General features: G+C 62.5%; 19 protein-coding genes. 5 read left to right on the forward strand and 14 right to left on the reverse strand.

Going from position 1 to position 16875, the window contains the following annotated elements; genetic code table 11:
- The first annotated feature begins 24 nt into the window (after window positions 1-24).
- Window positions 25-942: a pseudouridine-5'-phosphate glycosidase gene (locus NKJ58_RS03685; RefSeq protein ID WP_023834174.1), complete on the forward strand. Its 918-nt coding sequence runs from the start codon at window positions 25-27 to the stop codon at window positions 940-942.
- Between the two features lie 203 nt (window positions 943-1145).
- Here NKJ58_RS03685 and NKJ58_RS03690 read toward each other — a convergent pair whose 3' ends face one another.
- Entirely contained in the window at window positions 1146-1469 is a 324-nt protein-coding gene (locus NKJ58_RS03690) for a TfoX/Sxy family protein (protein WP_023669120.1), read from the reverse strand.
- A gap of 83 nt (window positions 1470-1552) precedes the next feature.
- Between NKJ58_RS03690 and NKJ58_RS03695 the strand changes: the two genes are divergently transcribed.
- On the forward strand, window positions 1553-2050 hold the full coding sequence (locus tag NKJ58_RS03695) for a GFA family protein (protein WP_352518844.1): 498 nt from the start codon (window positions 1553-1555) through the stop codon (window positions 2048-2050).
- A 143-nt stretch (window positions 2051-2193) separates the two neighbouring features.
- Here NKJ58_RS03695 and sufA read toward each other — a convergent pair whose 3' ends face one another.
- The 9 genes from sufA to NKJ58_RS03740 form a co-directional block, all read right to left on the reverse strand.
- Window positions 2194-2574: a Fe-S cluster assembly scaffold SufA gene (gene sufA / locus NKJ58_RS03700; protein ID WP_013532156.1), complete on the reverse strand. Its 381-nt coding sequence runs from the start codon at window positions 2572-2574 to the stop codon at window positions 2194-2196.
- Between the two features lie 105 nt (window positions 2575-2679).
- Window positions 2680-3066, reverse strand: coding sequence for an SUF system Fe-S cluster assembly protein (locus tag NKJ58_RS03705; RefSeq protein ID WP_023709315.1), 387 nt, complete (start codon window positions 3064-3066; stop codon window positions 2680-2682).
- Window positions 3067-3087: 21 nt separating this feature from the next.
- Window positions 3088-4329, reverse strand: coding sequence for a cysteine desulfurase (locus tag NKJ58_RS03710; protein ID WP_352518845.1), 1242 nt, complete (start codon window positions 4327-4329; stop codon window positions 3088-3090).
- A gap of 137 nt (window positions 4330-4466) precedes the next feature.
- Complete coding sequence (sufD, locus tag NKJ58_RS03715; protein WP_352852780.1) at window positions 4467-5735, reverse strand: Fe-S cluster assembly protein SufD; 1269 nt, start codon at window positions 5733-5735, stop codon at window positions 4467-4469.
- Between the two features lie 40 nt (window positions 5736-5775).
- Window positions 5776-6531, reverse strand: a complete 756-nt coding sequence (sufC, locus tag NKJ58_RS03720) for a Fe-S cluster assembly ATPase SufC (RefSeq protein WP_023748559.1) — start codon at window positions 6529-6531, stop codon at window positions 5776-5778.
- Between the two features lie 54 nt (window positions 6532-6585).
- Window positions 6586-6735, reverse strand: a complete 150-nt coding sequence (locus tag NKJ58_RS03725) for a hypothetical protein (RefSeq protein WP_352518847.1) — start codon at window positions 6733-6735, stop codon at window positions 6586-6588.
- A gap of 58 nt (window positions 6736-6793) precedes the next feature.
- Entirely contained in the window at window positions 6794-6994 is a 201-nt protein-coding gene (locus NKJ58_RS03730; RefSeq protein ID WP_352518848.1) for a hypothetical protein, read from the reverse strand.
- Window positions 6991-8508 carry a Fe-S cluster assembly protein SufB gene (sufB, locus tag NKJ58_RS03735; RefSeq protein WP_352852781.1) on the reverse strand — a complete coding sequence of 506 codons (1518 nt, stop codon included), beginning with the start codon at window positions 8506-8508 and terminating at the stop codon, window positions 6991-6993. The genes NKJ58_RS03730 and sufB overlap by 4 nt, the downstream gene beginning before the upstream one ends.
- Before the next feature lie 187 nt (window positions 8509-8695).
- A complete protein-coding gene (locus tag NKJ58_RS03740; RefSeq protein ID WP_352852782.1) occupies window positions 8696-9859 on the reverse strand; it encodes a cysteine desulfurase family protein in 1164 nt (387 codons plus the stop codon).
- Window positions 9860-10115: 256 nt separating this feature from the next.
- Between NKJ58_RS03740 and NKJ58_RS03745 the strand changes: the two genes are divergently transcribed.
- A complete protein-coding gene (locus NKJ58_RS03745) occupies window positions 10116-10790 on the forward strand; it encodes an alpha/beta hydrolase (protein ID WP_023669128.1) in 675 nt (224 codons plus the stop codon).
- A gap of 210 nt (window positions 10791-11000) precedes the next feature.
- Window positions 11001-11648, forward strand: a complete 648-nt coding sequence (locus NKJ58_RS03750) for an FMN-binding negative transcriptional regulator (protein ID WP_023690215.1) — start codon at window positions 11001-11003, stop codon at window positions 11646-11648.
- 30 nt (window positions 11649-11678) lie between these two features.
- Here the strand turns inward: NKJ58_RS03750 and NKJ58_RS03755 are convergent, their stop codons facing one another.
- From NKJ58_RS03755 to NKJ58_RS03770, 4 genes are all read right to left on the reverse strand, one after another.
- On the reverse strand, window positions 11679-12548 hold the full coding sequence (locus tag NKJ58_RS03755) for a phosphatase PAP2 family protein (protein ID WP_352852783.1): 870 nt from the start codon (window positions 12546-12548) through the stop codon (window positions 11679-11681).
- A gap of 66 nt (window positions 12549-12614) precedes the next feature.
- The gene (locus tag NKJ58_RS03760; protein ID WP_352852784.1) at window positions 12615-14258 is read right to left on the reverse strand and encodes an ArnT family glycosyltransferase; all 1644 of its coding nucleotides are present in this window, start codon (window positions 14256-14258) and stop codon (window positions 12615-12617) included.
- Window positions 14259-14297: 39 nt separating this feature from the next.
- On the reverse strand, window positions 14298-14630 hold the full coding sequence (locus tag NKJ58_RS03765; protein WP_023669132.1) for a lipid-A-disaccharide synthase N-terminal domain-containing protein: 333 nt from the start codon (window positions 14628-14630) through the stop codon (window positions 14298-14300).
- Window positions 14623-15357, reverse strand: a complete 735-nt coding sequence (locus tag NKJ58_RS03770; RefSeq protein ID WP_023694104.1) for a glycosyltransferase family 2 protein — start codon at window positions 15355-15357, stop codon at window positions 14623-14625. The genes NKJ58_RS03765 and NKJ58_RS03770 overlap by 8 nt, the downstream gene beginning before the upstream one ends.
- Window positions 15358-15611: 254 nt before the next feature.
- Here NKJ58_RS03770 and tyrS point away from each other — a divergent pair, with 254 nt between their 5' ends.
- The gene (gene tyrS / locus NKJ58_RS03775) at window positions 15612-16865 is read left to right on the forward strand and encodes a tyrosine--tRNA ligase (protein WP_352811652.1); all 1254 of its coding nucleotides are present in this window, start codon (window positions 15612-15614) and stop codon (window positions 16863-16865) included.
- Window positions 16866-16875 lie beyond the last annotated feature (10 nt).

Raw genomic sequence — 16875 nt, forward strand, 5'->3', positions numbered from 1 at the left:
CGGATCTCCGGATCGGAGACCATCATGACACCGCAAAGCGCCCGCCCCTTCATCGACATCCACGCGCCCGTGGCCGAGGCGCTCGCCGCTGGCCGCCCCGTCGTGGCGCTGGAAAGCACCATCATCACCCATGGCATGCCTTACCCCGACAATGGCGCCATGGCCGCCAATGTCGAAAAGATCATCCTCGACAATGGCGCGGTGCCGGCGACGATCGCCGTGGTTGCCGGCCGCATCAAGATCGGGCTGTCCGACGGCGAGCGCGAGTCGCTGGCGATGACCGGCGACGCCATGAAGCTGTCGCGCGCCGATCTCGGCTTTGCGGTGGCGCAAGGCCGCACCGGCGGCACCACGGTCGCCGCCACCATGATCGCGGCCGACATGGTCGGGATCAAGGTGTTCGCCACCGGCGGCATTGGCGGCGTCCACAAGGGCGCGGAAAAGAGCTTCGACATCTCGGCCGATCTCGACGAGTTGGCGCGCACGCCGGTCATCGTCGTCTCGGCCGGCGCCAAGGCGATCCTCGACATCGAAAAGACGCTGGAAGTGCTGGAGACGCGCGGCGTGCCGGTGATTGGCCATGGCTGCGAGACGATGCCGGCCTTCTGGTCGCGGCATTCCCCGTTCCGCGCGCCGCTGACCCTGCACAGACCGGAAGAGATCGCGCATTTCTACAAGACCAGGGCGGCACTTGGCCTGGTCGGCGGCATGCTGATCGCCAACCCGGTGCCGCAGGACGATGAAATCCCGGCCGACGAGATGGCCGGCTATATCGAGGCCGCGCAGAAGGCGGCCGAGGCGCAGAATGTGACCGGTAAGGCGGTGACGCCGTTCCTGCTGGGCAAAATCCTCGACCTGACCGGCGGCCGGAGCTTGAAGACCAACATCGCGCTGGTCGAGAACAATGCGCGGTTGGCGGCGAGGATTGCGAAGGCGCTGTAGGATCGCCTACGTCGGCGGGACAGCACCCCCCTCTGGCCTGCCGGCCATCTCCCCCGCAAGGAGGGAGATTAACAGCTTAGCCGCAGGCTCCCATTTTCAACGTTGGTGATTGGCGAAGGCCAATGTGACAACTGATCTCCCCCCTTGCGGGGGAGATGTCCGGCAGGACAGAGGGGGGTGGGAAGAAACGCGGCGGTCCCGGTTCACTTCCCCGCCCTTCGTCCCGCCTCATAAGCCCGACGCGCCCACACCCTCATCTCGTCAGGATCATCAAACGCGTCGTCGGGAATGCTCCAGTACGGCATCGCGACCAGCTTGCCGTGGCGGGTGCCGGTATAGGTCCATTGCTTGCAGCCGGCGGCTTCGAAGTCGGGCGCGCTTTGCTCGTCAGCCTTGAGCAGCAATTCGCCGCGCAGCACGATAGCGACGATGACGCCGTCGAAATAGATACCCTTGCCGCCGAACAGTTTTCGGATACTGACCGGGCCGAGGCCTTCGAACAGTTCTTCGATGCGTTCATTGTCCATGCCGCAATCATGTCACCGGGCTTGCCACAGCTGCAACCAAAAACCATGCTGGCAAGTTGAGAGCCATCCGTCGGAGTTCTGTCATGCCGCTGCTGCTCAAGGGATCCTGCCGCTGCGATGCCGTCCATTTCGAGGTGGAGAGCAACACGCCGGTGCCGTTCATGCTGTGCTACTGCTCGATCTGCCGCAAGCAGCAGGGCGGCGGCGGCTTCGCCATCAATCTCGGCGCCGATTACAAGACGCTGAAAATCAAGGGCAAGCGCAATCTCGGCGTCTACCAGGCCGAGATCGCGGACGACGAGCATCCAAACTGCGAGATTTCGACCGGCGAGCGCAATTTCTGCAAGAAGTGCGGTTCGGCGCTCTGGCTCTACGATCCGACCTGGCCGGAACTGGTGCACCCGTTCGCCTCGGCAATCGACAGCGAGTTGCCGAAGCCGCCGGAGAAGGTGCATCTGATGTTGAAATACAAGGCGAGTTGGGTCGAGCCGGTGATCGGCAAAAAGGACAAGGCGTTCGACGTCTATCCCGAGGAATCGATCGCCGACTGGCACAAGCGGACGAAGATGTGGGTGAAGTGAGGGCTCGGAGCGCGACTTCCGATGGTTGGCGCTGCCCCTCACCCGGCCCTTCGGGCCGTTCGTCATTCGAAAAGCCAAGCAATTGGCTTTTCGCCCGCTGCGCGGACCATTCCTCACCTCCCCGTGAACGGGGAGAAGGAAGATCAGGCCGAAGCGCGCGCCTCAGCCAGCGCCTTCAGGTCGGCGGGCTTCAGTTCGACGGATTCGCCGCAGCCACAGGCCGAACTCTGGTTCGGGTTGTGGAAGGTGAAGCCGGTGCGCAGCGTCGTCTGCTCGAAATCCATCTCGGTGCCGAACAGGAAAAGGGCAGCCTCGGGCGCGACATAGACATGCGCGCCGTCGCGTTCGATATGGTCGTCCTTGGTGTTGGGCTCGGTCACCAGGTCCACCGTATATTCCATGCCGGCGCAACCGCCCTTCTTGATGCCGAGGCGAATGCCATGCGCATTGTCGCGCGTGGCGACGATCTCGCGCACCCGGTCGGCGGCCTTTTCGGTCATCGTGATGACGGCGAAACGTCCCATTCTTTTTCCTCTTCCATTCCATGCAGGTTCAAGGCCTGCCGAATGATTCCTCACCTAAAATGGTGAAGTTTTACCACTGGTGCAAGTGCACCAACCTCAGTCAACCTAGTACCAGCCCACCGCCACCTGCGCCTCTTCCGACATGCGGTCGGGCGACCAGGGCGGGTCGAAGGTCATGTTGACCTCGACGCCGGAGACGCCTTCGACGGCGCCGACGGCGTTTTCCACCCAGCCTGGCATTTCGCCGGCCACCGGACAGCCGGGTGCGGTCAGCGTCATGTCGATCTTGACCGCGCGGTTGTCCTCGATGTCGATCTTGTAGATGAGGCCGAGCTCGTAGATGTCGGCGGGGATTTCCGGGTCGTAGACCGTCTTCAGCGCCGAGACGATGTCGTCGGTCAGCCGCGCCAGCTCGTCGGCGGGAATGGCCGAGGCGGAAACCAGCGGATTGATGGCTGCTTCCGGCGCGGTGGTGTGGCTCGCATCATCCATGGTCGTCATCCAAAGAACCTGTCACCCGAAGAACTTGCGCGCTTTTTCCAGCGCATCGGCCAAAGCGTCGACTTCGGCCCTGGTATTATACATGCCGAACGATGCCCTGCATGTGGAGGTTACGCCAAAGCGTTTCAACAGCGGCTGGGCGCAATGGGTGCCCGCGCGGACGGCAACACCCTGCCTGTCTATCACCATCGACACGTCATGGGCATGAATGCCCTGCAACTCGAAGGAAATGATGGCGCCCTTGTCCGGCGCGTCGCCGAAGATGCGCAGCGAGTTGATGGCGCGCAGCCGCTCGTGCGCGTAGGTCTTGAGGTCGGCCTCGTGCGCGGCGATGCGCTCGCGGCCGATCTTTTCCATGTATTCCAATGCTGCACCCAGCCCGATCGCCTGGACGATCGGCGGCGTGCCGGCCTCGAAGCGGTGCGGCGGCTCGTTGTAGGTGACGACGTCTTCCGTCACTTCCTCGATCATCTCGCCGCCGCCCATGAAAGGGCGCATGGCCGAGAGAATATCCTTCTTGCCGTAGAGCACGCCGATGCCGGAGGGCCCGTAGACCTTGTGGCCGGTGAAGACGAAGAAATCGCAATCGAGGTCCTGGACGTCGATCGGCATGTGCACGGCGCTCTGGCTGCCGTCGACAAGTACGGGAATTCCACGCGAATGCGCGATGCGCACGATCTCCTTGATCGGGGTTACCGTGCCCAGCGCGTTCGACATATGCGTGATGGCGACGAGCTTGGTCTTGTCGGTCAGGCGCTTTTCGAATTCCTCGATGTGGAAGATGCCGAGATCGTCGACCGGCACCCAGACCAGCTTGGCGCCCTGCCGTTCCCGGATGAAATGCCACGGCACGATGTTGGAGTGGTGCTCCATGATCGACAGCACGATCTCGTCGCCCGCGCCGATATTGGGCATGCCATAGCCGTAAGCGACGGTGTTGATGGCGGCTGTCGTGTTGGAGGTGAAGACGATGTTGTCGGTGCTTGGCGCGTTGAGGAAGCGACGCACCGCCTCGCGCGCCTTCTCATAGGCGTCGGTTGCGGCATTGGACAGGAAATGCAGGCCGCGATGGACGTTGGCGTATTCCTGGGAATAGGCGTGCTGGATCGTATCCAGCACCACCTGCGGCTTCTGCGCCGAGGCGCCATTGTCGAGATAGACGAGCGGTTTGCCGTAGACTTCGCGCGACAGGATCGGGAAGTCGCGGCGGATCGCCTCGACGTCGTATGGGGCTGTTTCGATCTTCTGGTCCATTACAAGCTCTCTTGAGGCACCGCCTCACTTCGTCACGCACCCCTCATCCGACCGAGCTTCGCTCGGCCACCGCCCGGGGTGAGTCACTTGCCTCGCCCGTCCTTCGGACCCCACAAGGGGAGAAGGGAAAGAGGCGCTTACCCGTGCGCCACGAACCAGTCGTCCAGCCTTGTTTCCAGGGCCTCGACGATGGTTTCGTCGTCCAGTTCCTCGATCACTTCGGCCACGAACGCCTTCACCAGCAAGCCGCGGGCGCTCTTCTCGTCGATGCCGCGCGCCATCAGGTAGAACAGATGGTTGTGGTCGATCTCGGTAACGGTCGCGCCGTGGCCGCAGATGACGTCGTCGGCGAAGATTTCCAGCTCCGGCTTGGTCGAGAACTCGCCATCATCCGACAAAAGCAGCGTGTTGCAGGCCATCTTGGCGTTGGTCTTCTGCGCGTATTGGTGGACGTTGATGCGGCCCTGGAAGACGCCGCGCGCCTTGCCGGTCACCACATTGCGGATCACTTCCGTCGATGTCGTATGCGGCACGGCATGGTCGAGCACCATGGTCACGTCGGTGTGGGTGTCGCCGGCCAGAAGGTTGATGCCGCGCAATTTGAAATCGGCGCCTTCGCCCGTGGTCTTCACCACGATCTCCTGGCGCACAAGCTTGCCGCCGGCATTCATGAAGAACAGCGTCAGCTTCGAATTCTTGCCGAGATGCGCCTTGAACTGCGCCAGATGGGTGGCCGTTTCCGGCTGTTCCTGGATGATCAGCCAGGTCACCTCGGCGCCCTCGCCCAACACCAGCTGGCTGACGGAGCTGGCCAGAGCCGCGCCCTCGCCCGCCTGACGCTCGACGATCGCAGCCTTGGCGCCGGCGCCGACACGCACGGGAAAGCGCACATGGGTCTGTCCGCCGGCTTGCAGGTTCTGCAATTCGATCGGCTTTTCCAGTGCTGCGCCATCGGCGATGTCGACGAAATAGCCGTCGGCGACGAAAGCAGTGTTCAGCGCGCCGATGGCGTCATCGCTGCCATAGGGGTCGAGGCCGGGTGCAATCGAGCCGTCGGTCAGCTTTTCCGACAGGCGCTGGATCGTCACGCCCTCGATCGCGGGGAATTTCGCACTCGAGACGCCGTTCAGAACCGCCAGCACGGCGGAACCTTCGACGATGGGCGTTAGCGTTTTGGCGGCGGCCGTCGGATCGAATGCCGGCACCGCGGTCAACAGCCGGCGCAGGTCAGTGTAATGCCAGGATTCGATGCGCCGCGTCGGCAGGCCGTGCTTGATCACCTCGATGGCGTCGTCGCGCTTCAGCATCACCGCACCGTCGCCCGGCAGCAGCGACAGCCGCTCGCCGAAAGCGTCGATCAACGCCGTTTCAGCCTGGGTGCGCTGGGGTGTCGAATGCATGTTCATAAGCTTGGCCCTGTCTTTTGGTACAAAATGACCTGGCATCTCACGCGGCTTCGCCGATCACGCCGGCATAGCCATTGGCTTCGAGATCGAGCGCCAGCGACTTGTCGCCGGACTTGATCACCTGGCCCTTGTAAAGCACATGCACGCTATCCGGCACGATGTGCTCGAGCAGGCGCTGGTAGTGGGTGATGACGATGATGGCACGGTCGGGCGAACGCAGCGCGTTGACGCCGTCCGAGACGATCTTCAGCGCATCGATGTCTAGGCCCGAATCGGTCTCGTCGAGCACGCAGAGCTTTGGCTCCAGCAGCTTCATCTGCAGGATCTCGGCCCGCTTCTTCTCGCCGCCGGAAAAGCCGACATTGAGCGGCCGCTTCAGCATCGCCATGTCCATGTTGAGCGAGGCTGCCGCCTCTTTCACCCGCTTCAAAAATTCCGGAATTTTTAGCGGCTCCTCGCCGCGCGCCTTGCGCTGCTCGTTCATCGCCACCTTCAGGAATTCCATGGTCGCGACACCCGGTATCTCCATCGGATACTGGAAGGCGAGGAAGATGCCCGCGGTGGCGCGCTCGGCCGGATCCATTTCGAGGATCGACTGGCCGTTATAGAGGATGTCGCCTTCGGTGACCTCATAGTCCTCGCGGCCGGCGAGGATATAGGACAGCGTCGATTTGCCCGAGCCGTTCGGGCCCATAATGGCGGCGACCTCGCCGTTTTTCACCGTCAGGTTCAGGCCGCGGATGATCTCGGTGCCGTCATCGACGATGCGGGCATGCAGGTTCTTGATCTCAAGCATTCTTTATTCTTTCTAACTAACCTAACGATACGGCGGTCGTTGCGTCTCTAAATCTTAGTTGATCCTGACCTTGAACTGATGAATAGGCCCCACATCATCGACCGTCAGAGTTTCCGGCTTTTGCCAGACAAGGTATCCAGCCAGCACAGCGACCGCCGTCCAGCAGGCAAGCCCAAGGGCGATCAGTTTCTGATTGCGTTTCATCGAACTAGGCATCGTTCTTTTCTCTGAAAATAATCCTCTTAGGTGCCCATCCGAGCGCCTACGCCCAGTTATTCCACATCTGCATCAGGGCTTCCCAAAGTCCCTGCCAAAAGCCATCCGGCGAATAGGCCGCGACGAGCAGCGCAACGCCCATCGCACATAACAAAAACGCAAGCTCTAGACCGCCAAACCAGCTGTCCATCCGATCCCGCAGATAAACGTGCTCTTCTCCAGAGTTGCGTTTGCGCGTCTTTGTCACCCCACGCTACCCTCAAGGCTGATGCCGATCAGCTTCTGCGCTTCGACCGCGAACTCCATCGGCAATTGCTGGATGACATCCTTGACGAAGCCGTTGACGATCAGCGCGATCGCCTCCTCTTCCGGGATGCCGCGCTGCATGACGTAGAACTTCTGGTCCTCGGAAATCTTCGAGGTCGTCGCCTCATGCTCGAACTGCGCCGTCGAATTCTTGGCTTCCATGTAGGGCACGGTGTGCGCGCCGCACTGGTCGCCGATCAGGAGACTATCGCAATTGGTGAAGTTGCGGGCGTTGGTCGCCTTGCGGTGCGCCGAGACCTGGCCGCGATAAGTGTTCTGCGAGAAGCCGGCGGCGATGCCCTTGGAGATGATGCGGCTCGACGTGTTCTTGCCGAGATGGATCATCTTGGTGCCGCTGTCGACCTGCTGGTAGCCGTTCGACACGGCGATCGAATAGAACTCGCCGGAGGAATCATCGCCGCGCAGGATGCAGCTCGGATATTTCCAGGTGATCGCCGAACCGGTCTCGACCTGCGTCCACGAGATCTTCGAACGGTGGCCGCGGCAGTCGCCGCGCTTGGTGACGAAATTGTAGATGCCGCCCTTGCCCTCGGCATCGCCGGGGTACCAGTTCTGCACCGTCGAATATTTGATCTCGGCATCGTCGAGCGCCACCAGTTCGACGACGGCGGCATGCAGCTGGTTCTCGTCGCGCTGCGGCGCCGTGCAGCCTTCGAGATAGGAGACGTAAGCCCCCTCCTCGGCGATGATCAGCGTGCGCTCGAACTGGCCGGTGTTCTTCTCGTTCATGCGGAAATAGGTCGACAGCTCCATCGGGCAGCGCACGCCCTTGGGCACGAAGACGAACGAGCCGTCGGTGAAGACAGCCGAATTCAGCGTGGCGTAGAAATTGTCGGATGTCGGCACGACCGAGCCGAGATATTTCTGCACCAGCTCCGGATGCTCGCGGATGGCTTCCGAGATCGAGCAGAAGATGACGCCGGCATGCGCCAGTTCCTTCTTGAACGTGGTGACGACGGAAACGGAATCAAACACCGCGTCGACCGCGACACGGCCCGATTTGTAGACATTGTCGCTGGGCTCCTCGAGATCGGAGACGTCGGTCTTCTGCACGCCAGCGAGGATTTCTTGTTCCCGCAGCGGAATGCCGAGCTTCTCGTAGACCTTCAACAGCTCGGGATCGACGTCCCTCAGCGAGGTCGGGCCGGGCGTGCTCTTGGGCGCCGCGTAGTAATAGAGGTCCTGAAAGTCGATCTTCGGATAATGGACGCGCGCCCAGGTCGGCTCTTCCAGCGTCAGCCAGCGCCGATAGGCTTCCAGACGCCATTCCAGCATCCAGGACGGTTCATCCTTCTTGGCCGAGATGAAGCGAATAATGTCTTCGCTCAGGCCCTTGGGGGCCTTGTCCATCGCGATCTCTGTCTGGAATCCGTATTTGTACTGGTCGACGTCGATCTTTCGGACCCGATCGATCGTGTCCTGCACAGCAGGCATAAGCGTTCTCCATCCACGCCGGGGTCAAGGCCCGACAGTTTTCAAACTATGGCATCGCCGAGGGCTGCCCATGAGGCGCCGAAGGCGGCGTAAGTTTCATATAGTGCGTCTCGGCCGGGAATTCACCCGGCCACTTGCAAACGCACGGCTCTACCAGGCCGCGAGGCCTGAATTCTTTGTCGCCGCCTCAGGCGGCTTGTTCCCTGCCCGCCCGGCGCTGGGCAATACCGGCCAGCGCAGCACGGAACAGTTCGATATCCCCGGCACTCGTTGCGTGGCCGATGGACACGCGCAAAGCGCCCAGGCTGTCGCCGTAACCCATGGCTTTCAGCACATGGCTCGGCCCGACCATGCCCGACGAACAGGCCGATCCCGCCGACAGCGCAACGCCAGCCAGATCGAAAGCGATCTGCGCCGTCTCGGCCTTGATGCCGGGAATAGCGAAGAATGTCGTATTGGCAAGCCTTGGCGCGCCGGTTCCGAAGATTTCTGCGTCCGGCACCAGTGTTTTGATGATGGTTTCGACCTCGCCGCGCCGGTGCGCGAGCGTATCGACATGGTTCAGTCCAGCCAAAGCCTGCCGCGCCGCGGCGCCAAAGCCGGCGATGGCCGCCAGGTTTTCGGTGCCGCCGCGATGGCCCTTTTCCTGGCCGCCGCCATTGATCAGCGGCTTCGGCATCATCAGATCGGCTGCCGCAACGACGGCGCCGACACCCTTGGGGCCGCCGATCTTGTGCGAAGACAGAATCAAATAGTCGGCGTAAGCCGCTGACATATCGATGGGACCACGGCCCGCAGCCTGCACCGCGTCGACCACCAGAATGCCGCCCGCCGCCTTGACGATTGCAGCGATTGCCTCGATCGGCTGGATGACGCCGGTCTCGTTGTTGGCCGCATGGATCGCGACCAACGGCAGGCCTTCGGCCTTGTCATGCGCGGCCAGAGCGGCTGTCAGCTGAGCGAGGTCGGCAATGCCATCGGCGTCGACGCCGATCCGCGAAACCTGTGTTGCCGGGAAGCGGCCGCCGTTCAACAGGCAAGGGTGGTCGGCCTCGCACACATAGAGCCGGCTCATGCGCACCGTGCCACGGCCCATCCGCCAATCCGGCGTCAGCAGCGTCGATGCGGCTTCCGTCGCGCCCGAGGTGAAGACGACATGCTCGGCCTTGGCGCCGACAAGTGCCGCCACATCGCGCCGGGCAGTGTCGATCAGGCGCCGCGCCGCGCGCCCCTCGGCATGCACCGACGACGGATTGGCGACGAGATCGAGCGCGGCAATCATCGCCTCGCGCGCCTCGGTAATGAGCGGCGCGCTGGCATTGTAGTCGAGATAGGCGCGTGCTGCGGCCATTTTCACCCAATCGATCCCGTCAAGACCCTTTCCGCAAGGATAGCGCGTTATTTCCTTGAAATTGCAAGGCAAGACGTCCTATTTACGCGGCTTGCGGCGAGGATGGCCGGGCCGTCACGGCTGGCTATCCAGTTTTGAACAATTCTAAACTAGCTTCTAAGAAGACGCTTGCCCTGCGTCAAGGCCCGGAAGGGCTGGGGCTAGAGTAAAGAGTTGTTCCGGGCGCCGCGCATTCGTATGCCATTTGGAGTAGTTCATGCCTGAGGTCATTTTCACCGGTCCGGCCGGCCGCCTGGAGGGCCGCTACCAGCCTTCCAAGGAGAAGAGCGCGCCGATAGCCATCGTGTTGCATCCGCATCCGCAATTCGGCGGCACGATGAACAACAAGATCGTCTATGACCTCTTCTACATGTTCCAGAAGCGCGATTTCACCACGCTTCGCTTCAACTTCCGCGGCATCGGCCGCAGCCAGGGCGAATTCGACCACGGCACCGGCGAATTGTCGGATGCCGCCGCAGCGCTCGACTGGGTGCAGTCGCTGCATCCGGATTCCAAGAGCTGCTGGGTGGCCGGTTATTCCTTCGGCTCCTGGATCGGCATGCAGCTTCTGATGCGCCGGCCCGAGATCGAGGGCTTCATCTCGATCGCGCCGCAGCCCAACACCTATGATTTCTCCTTCCTGGCGCCCTGCCCGTCATCGGGTCTGATCATCCATGGCGATGCCGACAAGGTGGCGCCGCCCAAGGATGTGCAGGGCCTGGTCGACAAGCTGCACACGCAAAAGGGCATCACAATCACGCAGAAGACCTTGCCCGGCGCCAACCACTTCTTCGCCAACGACGCCGATCTGCTGCTCGAGGAATGCGCCGACTATCTCGACCGGCGGCTGGCCGGCGAATTGTCCGATCCGCGGCCGAAGCGGCTGCGCTAAGAGCAATTCCAGGAAAAGTGTAACGGGTTTTCCGTCCGGAATTGCGTCAAAGCAAAAACTCCCGGTCCGATGCCGTGCACAGTCGTGCCCATGACGGGCGCGACAATGCCATTTCGGCTGATCCAAACGGTGAAGCCCGCCTGACATGTGGCGCGGCTCGGCTGAACGGTGCACAATGCCGGTTCAGCCAGCGGAAGAGCATGACCGATCATGTACCAGCCTCCCCATTTCCAGGAAACGCGGCCGGACGTCCTGCACGGGCTGATCCGGACGCATCCGCTGGGGTTGCTGATCTCCAACGGCACCGATGGCCCGGTCGCCAATGCCATTCCCTTCCTGCTTGATGCAGAGGTTGGGCCGAATGGCCGGCTGCGCGCCCATCTGGCCAGGGCCAACCCGCAATGGCGTCAGCTGGCCGACAATCCGACATCGCCGGTGCTGGTCGTCTTCCAGGGCGCCGACGCCTACGTGACGCCGTCCTGGTACGAGACCAAGCGCGAGACCGGCAAGGTCGTGCCGACCTGGAACTACGCCATTGTCCAGGTGCGAGGAACCGTCAGAGTGATCGAGGATTCCGCCTGGATCGCACAGCAGATCACCGAGCTGACGCTGTCGCAGGAAGGCGCCCGCGAGGCACCCTGGGCGGTGACCGATGCGCCGCCGACCTTCATCCAGTCGCAAATCAAGGGCATTGTCGGGCTTGAGATCGAGATCGCCGAAATCAGCGGCAAGTGGAAAGTCAGCCAGAACCGGCCTGTCGCCGACCGCGTCGGTGTCGCCGAAGGGCTGGAGAAGGAAGCCGCCAGCGCGCCTGACATGGCTCGGCTGGTGCGGAGCTGGGGTGGCATCGACAGCTAGCTGGGGTGGTCTTAGATGGTTCCAAAGGCGTCAGCAATTCAGTTGCTTGCCGGCGCTGCTCCAATGCGGAAATTCGTCTTGTCTCGGCGCATCGTTTTGGTTTGGTTTGCGAGCCCGACGGAATAGGCGGAACGTAGTTTTTGCCACCGGCAACCCCGACGCCGTGTAGCGGAAGATACATCCCAGCCGGCCAAGCACCATCGCGCAAACGATGGCAACAGCACAGCCAAGGCCGAAGCCGGCGACAGTGTCGCTCGGATAGTGCGCGCCGATAAAGATCCGGGTCGATGCGACCGACAAGGTTGCAGCCAGCAGCACCCATCTGCGCTGGGGCAACAACAGCAGTGCAATGCCGAAAATGACGCCCATGGTCGTGGCATGGCCGGACGGGAAGCTGGCAAAGCGCGCCTCCAAGGAAAAAGGATGCAGCGACAGATCGCCGAGCTTGTCGAAATTCATCGGCCTGGCTCTGCCCACGCCATATTTCAGCACGTTGACGACCATGGCCGAGAGTGCGATCGAACCCAGCACCATGAAAGCAAAGCAGGTCCAGTTGTAGAAGGTCATCCGCGCGCGCCGGGAAAGGCTGCGCCAATCCGCCAGATTCGCCGCAATCAGCACCAGTACCGACGGGACAAGATACCAGCCGCCTAGGCCGAAGAAGGTAAAAAACGCGGCGATGCGAAAGACATTGGTCGAGCCTGAAGCCCACTGCCTCGCCATGGTGCCCGCAAGATGGTCGAAACGGAGCGACACCGCGACCGTCAGCAAAAGCCAGGCCACCACCCAGACCGACCACAGGATTTTCGGGTAGCGCGCCGGGCGCGTCGCCAGGCGATGCCGTACAATCCCGAAAGTATCGCGGAAATTATCGACAGACTGCCGGAGCATGGCAGGCATAGCGGCACGCGCCGGTGATGGCGACTTCGTCAACATGCGGAGCTCGGCGCGATCATCGAAGAGATATCAGTTCGCCACACGGTACAGGCCGAGCGACAATTTATCACCTGACGAATAGTTGATGCCGTCGATCTCGGCGACGCGGCTGGCCTTCTTGCCTTGCCCTGCCAGAAGGTCATCCAGCCGTTTTTGATCGCCGACCGGCGCCAGGCCCAGCGCGCAGGCCGGATCGCCAAGCAGATGTTGCGCAACCCCGTCGACATCGGTCAGTACCGTCTTTGTGCCCACCAGAAATACCAGGCTCGGTTCGTGATATTGCGCGGAGGCGAGCACGCTCATCTCACAGGGACGATAGGCGCGAACCGCCGCCTCGATTTCCCGGCTCATCCAAATCGGTTTCAGTGACGGCACGGTGACACCGAACAGCAGGGCGTAGGTTATACCGGCGCAAACCGCAGCCCCGCCGATGCGGACCAGCGGCACCAGCGTCTGGCGCGAAACAGCGAGGTAGCCGGCGCCCAATGCTGCCGCGGCGGCCGGAACGCTCCACCATAAAAATGTCTTCATGAGATAGATCGGCGCACCGACGCAAAGCACGGCGAGACCGACTGTCACCAGAACGGTGCCGAATGCGGTCGCCCACCACAGCCATGTCTGCCAGCGCCTGAGCGGCGCATTTGCCTCTTGCGGTGTCAGCGTCAAAAGCCAGCCGATGAGCAGGGCCATGCCGGGATAGGCCGGCAGCACATAATGCGGCAGTTTCGTCGGGATCAATTCGAAGACCAGCCAGAACGGAATGTACCAGGCGAGGCAGAAACGCAGGCGCGGATCGTCGCGCAATCGGTTGAGCGCCTGCAGTCCGGCGCCGAGCGCCACAAGGCCGAACGGCCACATGAACAGGCAATAGGTCAGCACGTAGAAGCCCGGCGGAACGCCGTGCGACTCCTCGCCTTGCGCGACCTTGCCGAGCATATCCTTGCCGACGGCCTGCTGCAGGAAGGCGCCGTTGCTCTTCCAGGTGATAAGGGCGAGCCAGGGCAGCACGATGAGCAGAACCAGAGCCAGCCCTCGCGCCGCTTTCAGCTTTGCCAGCCAGCGCCAATCGCGCTCGAAGGCAACCAGCGTGAGCACCGTCAGCGCCGACAGCAGCGGTGCAATCGGCCCCTTGATGAGGATCGCCGCCCCCTGCGCCGCCCAGAAAATCCACGGCAGATGGCCGGCGACCGGCTCGTCGCGGCGCGATGCCAGATAAATCTGCGCCAGCGCGCCTTGCGCCAGAACGCAGCAGGCAAGCAGCATCGCGTCGGTCTTGGCGTCGCGGCCTTCGAAGGCGGTGGCGAAAATCGCCGCCATGACCAGGCCGGCGGCAAGACCGGCATTGGCGCCGAACAGATTGGCCCCGGTCCAGGCGATTGCGACGACGGCGATGGCGATGCCCAGCGCCGAGATCAGCCGGTAGATCCAGATCGGCGCCTGTGCCCCCTGGCCGCTCAGCGTCACCGCCGCCGATTGCAGCCAGTAGATGCCGATCGGCTTCTGGTAGCGCGACGCGTCCTGGAAGCGGATGTCGACATAGTCGCCGGTCTCCGTCATCTGCTTGGTCGCCTGGACGAAGCGCGGCTCGTCGCGGTCGAGCGGCGGCATAGAGGCCAGTCCCGACGCCGTCATCATCAGGCTGAACAGGAAGAGAAAGATGTAGTTCCTGCTCATTTCGACACCGGACAGACTAAATTCGGCGGGACTGGTGGCTCAGTCGACCTTGGTCATCGCCGCCTTGCGCTCATTGGCGATGAGCCATAAATTTCTGACATAGATCACCATGCCCATGGCCTGGCCGGCGATGAACACCGGATCCTCACGCTGGATGGCATAGACCAGCAGCAGCCCGCCGCCGAACAGCGAGAAGAACCAGAAAGCGATCGGCACGACGCTGCGCTTGGCCTTTTCCGAAGCGATCCACTGCACCAGGAAGCGCATGGTGAAGAAGAACTGGGCAACGAAGCCGAGCAGAACCCAGGCGTCGAACTGCTTGACGAAAACCTGGTGCAGCCAGGTCGCCAATTCCTGAAACACGTTAGCCATGCGTGATTTCCTCTACCTTTGGCATTCTGCGGCGCCGGCGCCGAAGCCACCAGACGCCGGCGAGATCGAGCGCGCCCTGCAGGCCGCGATCGAAGATGCCGTAATTCGACTTGCCGTGGCGGCGGGAGCGGTCGACGACGTCGCAATGGACGACGCGGTAGCCTTCCTGGATGACCAGCGCCGGAACGAAACGATGCGTGCCGTCGAAAAACGGCAGTTTGCGCAAAATATCGGTGTGGATGGCCTTCAGGCCGCAACCGGTGTCGCGGGTGTCGTCATGCAGGATCGCGCCGCGCAGCCAGTTGGCGAAACGCGATGCCAATTGCTTGATCTTGCTGTCGCGGCGCTTCAATCGCTGCCCCTGCGCGGCGCCGAAATCGGGCCCTGCCCGACGCAGCGCATCGACCAGCACGGGGATATATTGCGGGTCGTTCTGGCCGTCGCCGTCGATGGTGGCGATTATCGAGCCGCGCGCCGCCCAGGCGCCCGAGCGCACCGAAAGCGACTGGCCGGCGGATTTTTCGTGCCGAAGCTGCCGAAGCGGAAACGGACGTGTGGCGGCTTCAGCGGCAAGCACCGAAGCGGTGTCGTCAGTCGAACCGTCATTGACAACGATGATTTCGAAGTCGCGCCCGGTCATCGCCGCCTCGATCTCGTCGATCAGCAGCGGCAGGTTCGCCGCCTCGTTGCGGCAGGGAATGACGATGGATATCAATGCGTCCGGCATATCGCGTCGGGCTCTGTCACAAGATATGGCATTCGGTGGATGCCGTGCGGTGCCGTTCCAGCGGATCGAACCCGTTGGCGCGGCGCCTCATTACGCCAGCCGACAGGATGAAGCAAGCATGCGCGGCAGTGCAGAATAGGCTGTCCATGCCGGCGCAAAATCGGAAACCACTTTTGCTTGACGCGCTTGGATGCTAAACGCCCGCGTTCAGGCCATGCCGGGCCGTTCGGACCCGGCGCTTTCAGGAAGAAACAATGCCCGCCTTCAAGTCCGATTTCCTGCGCGTCATGAGCGAGCGCGGCTTCATCCACCAGATTTCGGATGAGACCGGGCTGGATCAACTTTTCGCGAAGGAAACCGTGACCGCCTATGTCGGCTACGACGCCACGGCGACCAGCCTGCACATCGGCAATCTGATATCGGCGACCATGCTCTACTGGATGCAGGAGACCGGCCACCGGCCGATCGCACTGATGGGCGGCGGCACCTCGATGATCGGCGACCCGTCCTTCCGTGACGACCAGCGCAGCCTTTTGACGCCCGAGGCGATCGCCACCAACATCGAGGGCATCAAGCGAATTTTTGGCCGCATCCTGCGCTTCGGCGACACTGGCAGCGACGCCATCATGGTCAACAATGCCGACTGGCTGATGAAGCTCAACTATGTCGAGTTCCTGCGCGATGTCGGCCGCCACTTTTCGGTCAACCGGATGCTGACCTTCGACAGCGTCAGGCTGCGGCTCGAGCGCGAACAGTCGCTGTCCTTCCTCGAATTCAACTACATGATCCTGCAAGGCTATGATTTCGTCGAGCTCAGCCGCCGCCACGACTGCCGGCTGCAGATGGGCGGTTCGGACCAGTGGGGCAACATCATCAACGGCGTCGATCTCGGCCACCGCATGGGCACGCCGCAGCTTTATGCGCTGACCACGCCGCTGCTGACGACATCGTCGGGCGCCAAGATGGGCAAATCGGCCAAGGGCGCGGTGTGGCTGAACGGCGACCTCTTCTCGCCCTATGATTTCTGGCAATACTGGCGCAACACCGAGGATGCCGACGTCGAGCGCTTCCTGAAGATCTTCACCCGGCTGCCGCTTTCGGAGATCGCGCGGTTGGCCGCCCTTGGCGGCTCGGAGATCAACGAGGCCAAGAAGGTGCTGGCCACCGAAACCACGGCCATCGTGCACGGCCGCGAGGCGGCGCTCGCGGCCGAGGAAACCGCGCGCAAGACGTTCGAGGAAGGCGTGACGGCCGAAACCCTGCCGAGCGTCGAGGTGGATGGCGCAGCGCTGGAAGCTGGCATCGGCATCCTGTCGCTGCTGGTCACCGCGGGCCTTGCCGGGTCGAACGGCGAGGCGCGCCGGCATATCCAGGGCGGCGCCGTGCGCCTCAACGACCAGCCGGTGGCGGACGACCGGCGGATGGTGACGCCTCAGGATTTGAGTCCGGAAAACGTCGCAAAGCTTTCAGTGGGCAAGAAAAAGCACGTGCTTGTGCGGCCTGCCTGAGCCGTCTTCT

The organism is Mesorhizobium sp. M0139, from assembly GCF_040322455.1.
In the GTDB taxonomy this organism is placed as follows: Bacteria; Pseudomonadota; Alphaproteobacteria; order Rhizobiales; family Rhizobiaceae; genus Mesorhizobium.

Excerpts from the sequence above, each read along its gene's own strand:
- NKJ58_RS03695 (WP_352518844.1), top strand. The coding sequence starts at position 1,553 with ATGCCGCTGCTGCTCAAGGGATCCTGCCGCTGCGATGCCGTCCATTTC.
- NKJ58_RS03740 (WP_352852782.1), bottom strand. The coding sequence starts at position 9,859 with ATGGCCGCAGCACGCGCCTATCTCGACTACAATGCCAGCGCGCCGCTC.
- NKJ58_RS03770 (WP_023694104.1), bottom strand. The coding sequence starts at position 15,357 with ATGCCGGACGCATTGATATCCATCGTCATTCCCTGCCGCAACGAGGCG.
- NKJ58_RS03685 (WP_023834174.1), top strand. The coding sequence starts at position 25 with ATGACACCGCAAAGCGCCCGCCCCTTCATCGACATCCACGCGCCCGTG.
- sufD (WP_352852780.1), bottom strand. The coding sequence starts at position 5,735 with ATGAACATGCATTCGACACCCCAGCGCACCCAGGCTGAAACGGCGTTG.
- NKJ58_RS03710 (WP_352518845.1), bottom strand. The coding sequence starts at position 4,329 with ATGGACCAGAAGATCGAAACAGCCCCATACGACGTCGAGGCGATCCGC.
- NKJ58_RS03745 (WP_023669128.1), top strand. The coding sequence starts at position 10,116 with ATGCCTGAGGTCATTTTCACCGGTCCGGCCGGCCGCCTGGAGGGCCGC.
- sufC (WP_023748559.1), bottom strand. The coding sequence starts at position 6,531 with ATGCTTGAGATCAAGAACCTGCATGCCCGCATCGTCGATGACGGCACC.
- NKJ58_RS03755 (WP_352852783.1), bottom strand. The coding sequence starts at position 12,548 with ATGCCTGCCATGCTCCGGCAGTCTGTCGATAATTTCCGCGATACTTTC.
- tyrS (WP_352811652.1), top strand. The coding sequence starts at position 15,612 with ATGCCCGCCTTCAAGTCCGATTTCCTGCGCGTCATGAGCGAGCGCGGC.
- sufA (WP_013532156.1), bottom strand. The coding sequence starts at position 2,574 with ATGGGACGTTTCGCCGTCATCACGATGACCGAAAAGGCCGCCGACCGG.
- NKJ58_RS03690 (WP_023669120.1), bottom strand. The coding sequence starts at position 1,469 with ATGGACAATGAACGCATCGAAGAACTGTTCGAAGGCCTCGGCCCGGTC.
- NKJ58_RS03750 (WP_023690215.1), top strand. The coding sequence starts at position 11,001 with ATGTACCAGCCTCCCCATTTCCAGGAAACGCGGCCGGACGTCCTGCAC.
- NKJ58_RS03725 (WP_352518847.1), bottom strand. The coding sequence starts at position 6,735 with ATGAAACGCAATCAGAAACTGATCGCCCTTGGGCTTGCCTGCTGGACG.
- NKJ58_RS03705 (WP_023709315.1), bottom strand. The coding sequence starts at position 3,066 with ATGGATGATGCGAGCCACACCACCGCGCCGGAAGCAGCCATCAATCCG.
- NKJ58_RS03765 (WP_023669132.1), bottom strand. The coding sequence starts at position 14,630 with ATGGCTAACGTGTTTCAGGAATTGGCGACCTGGCTGCACCAGGTTTTC.
- sufB (WP_352852781.1), bottom strand. The coding sequence starts at position 8,508 with ATGCCTGCTGTGCAGGACACGATCGATCGGGTCCGAAAGATCGACGTC.
- NKJ58_RS03760 (WP_352852784.1), bottom strand. The coding sequence starts at position 14,258 with ATGAGCAGGAACTACATCTTTCTCTTCCTGTTCAGCCTGATGATGACG.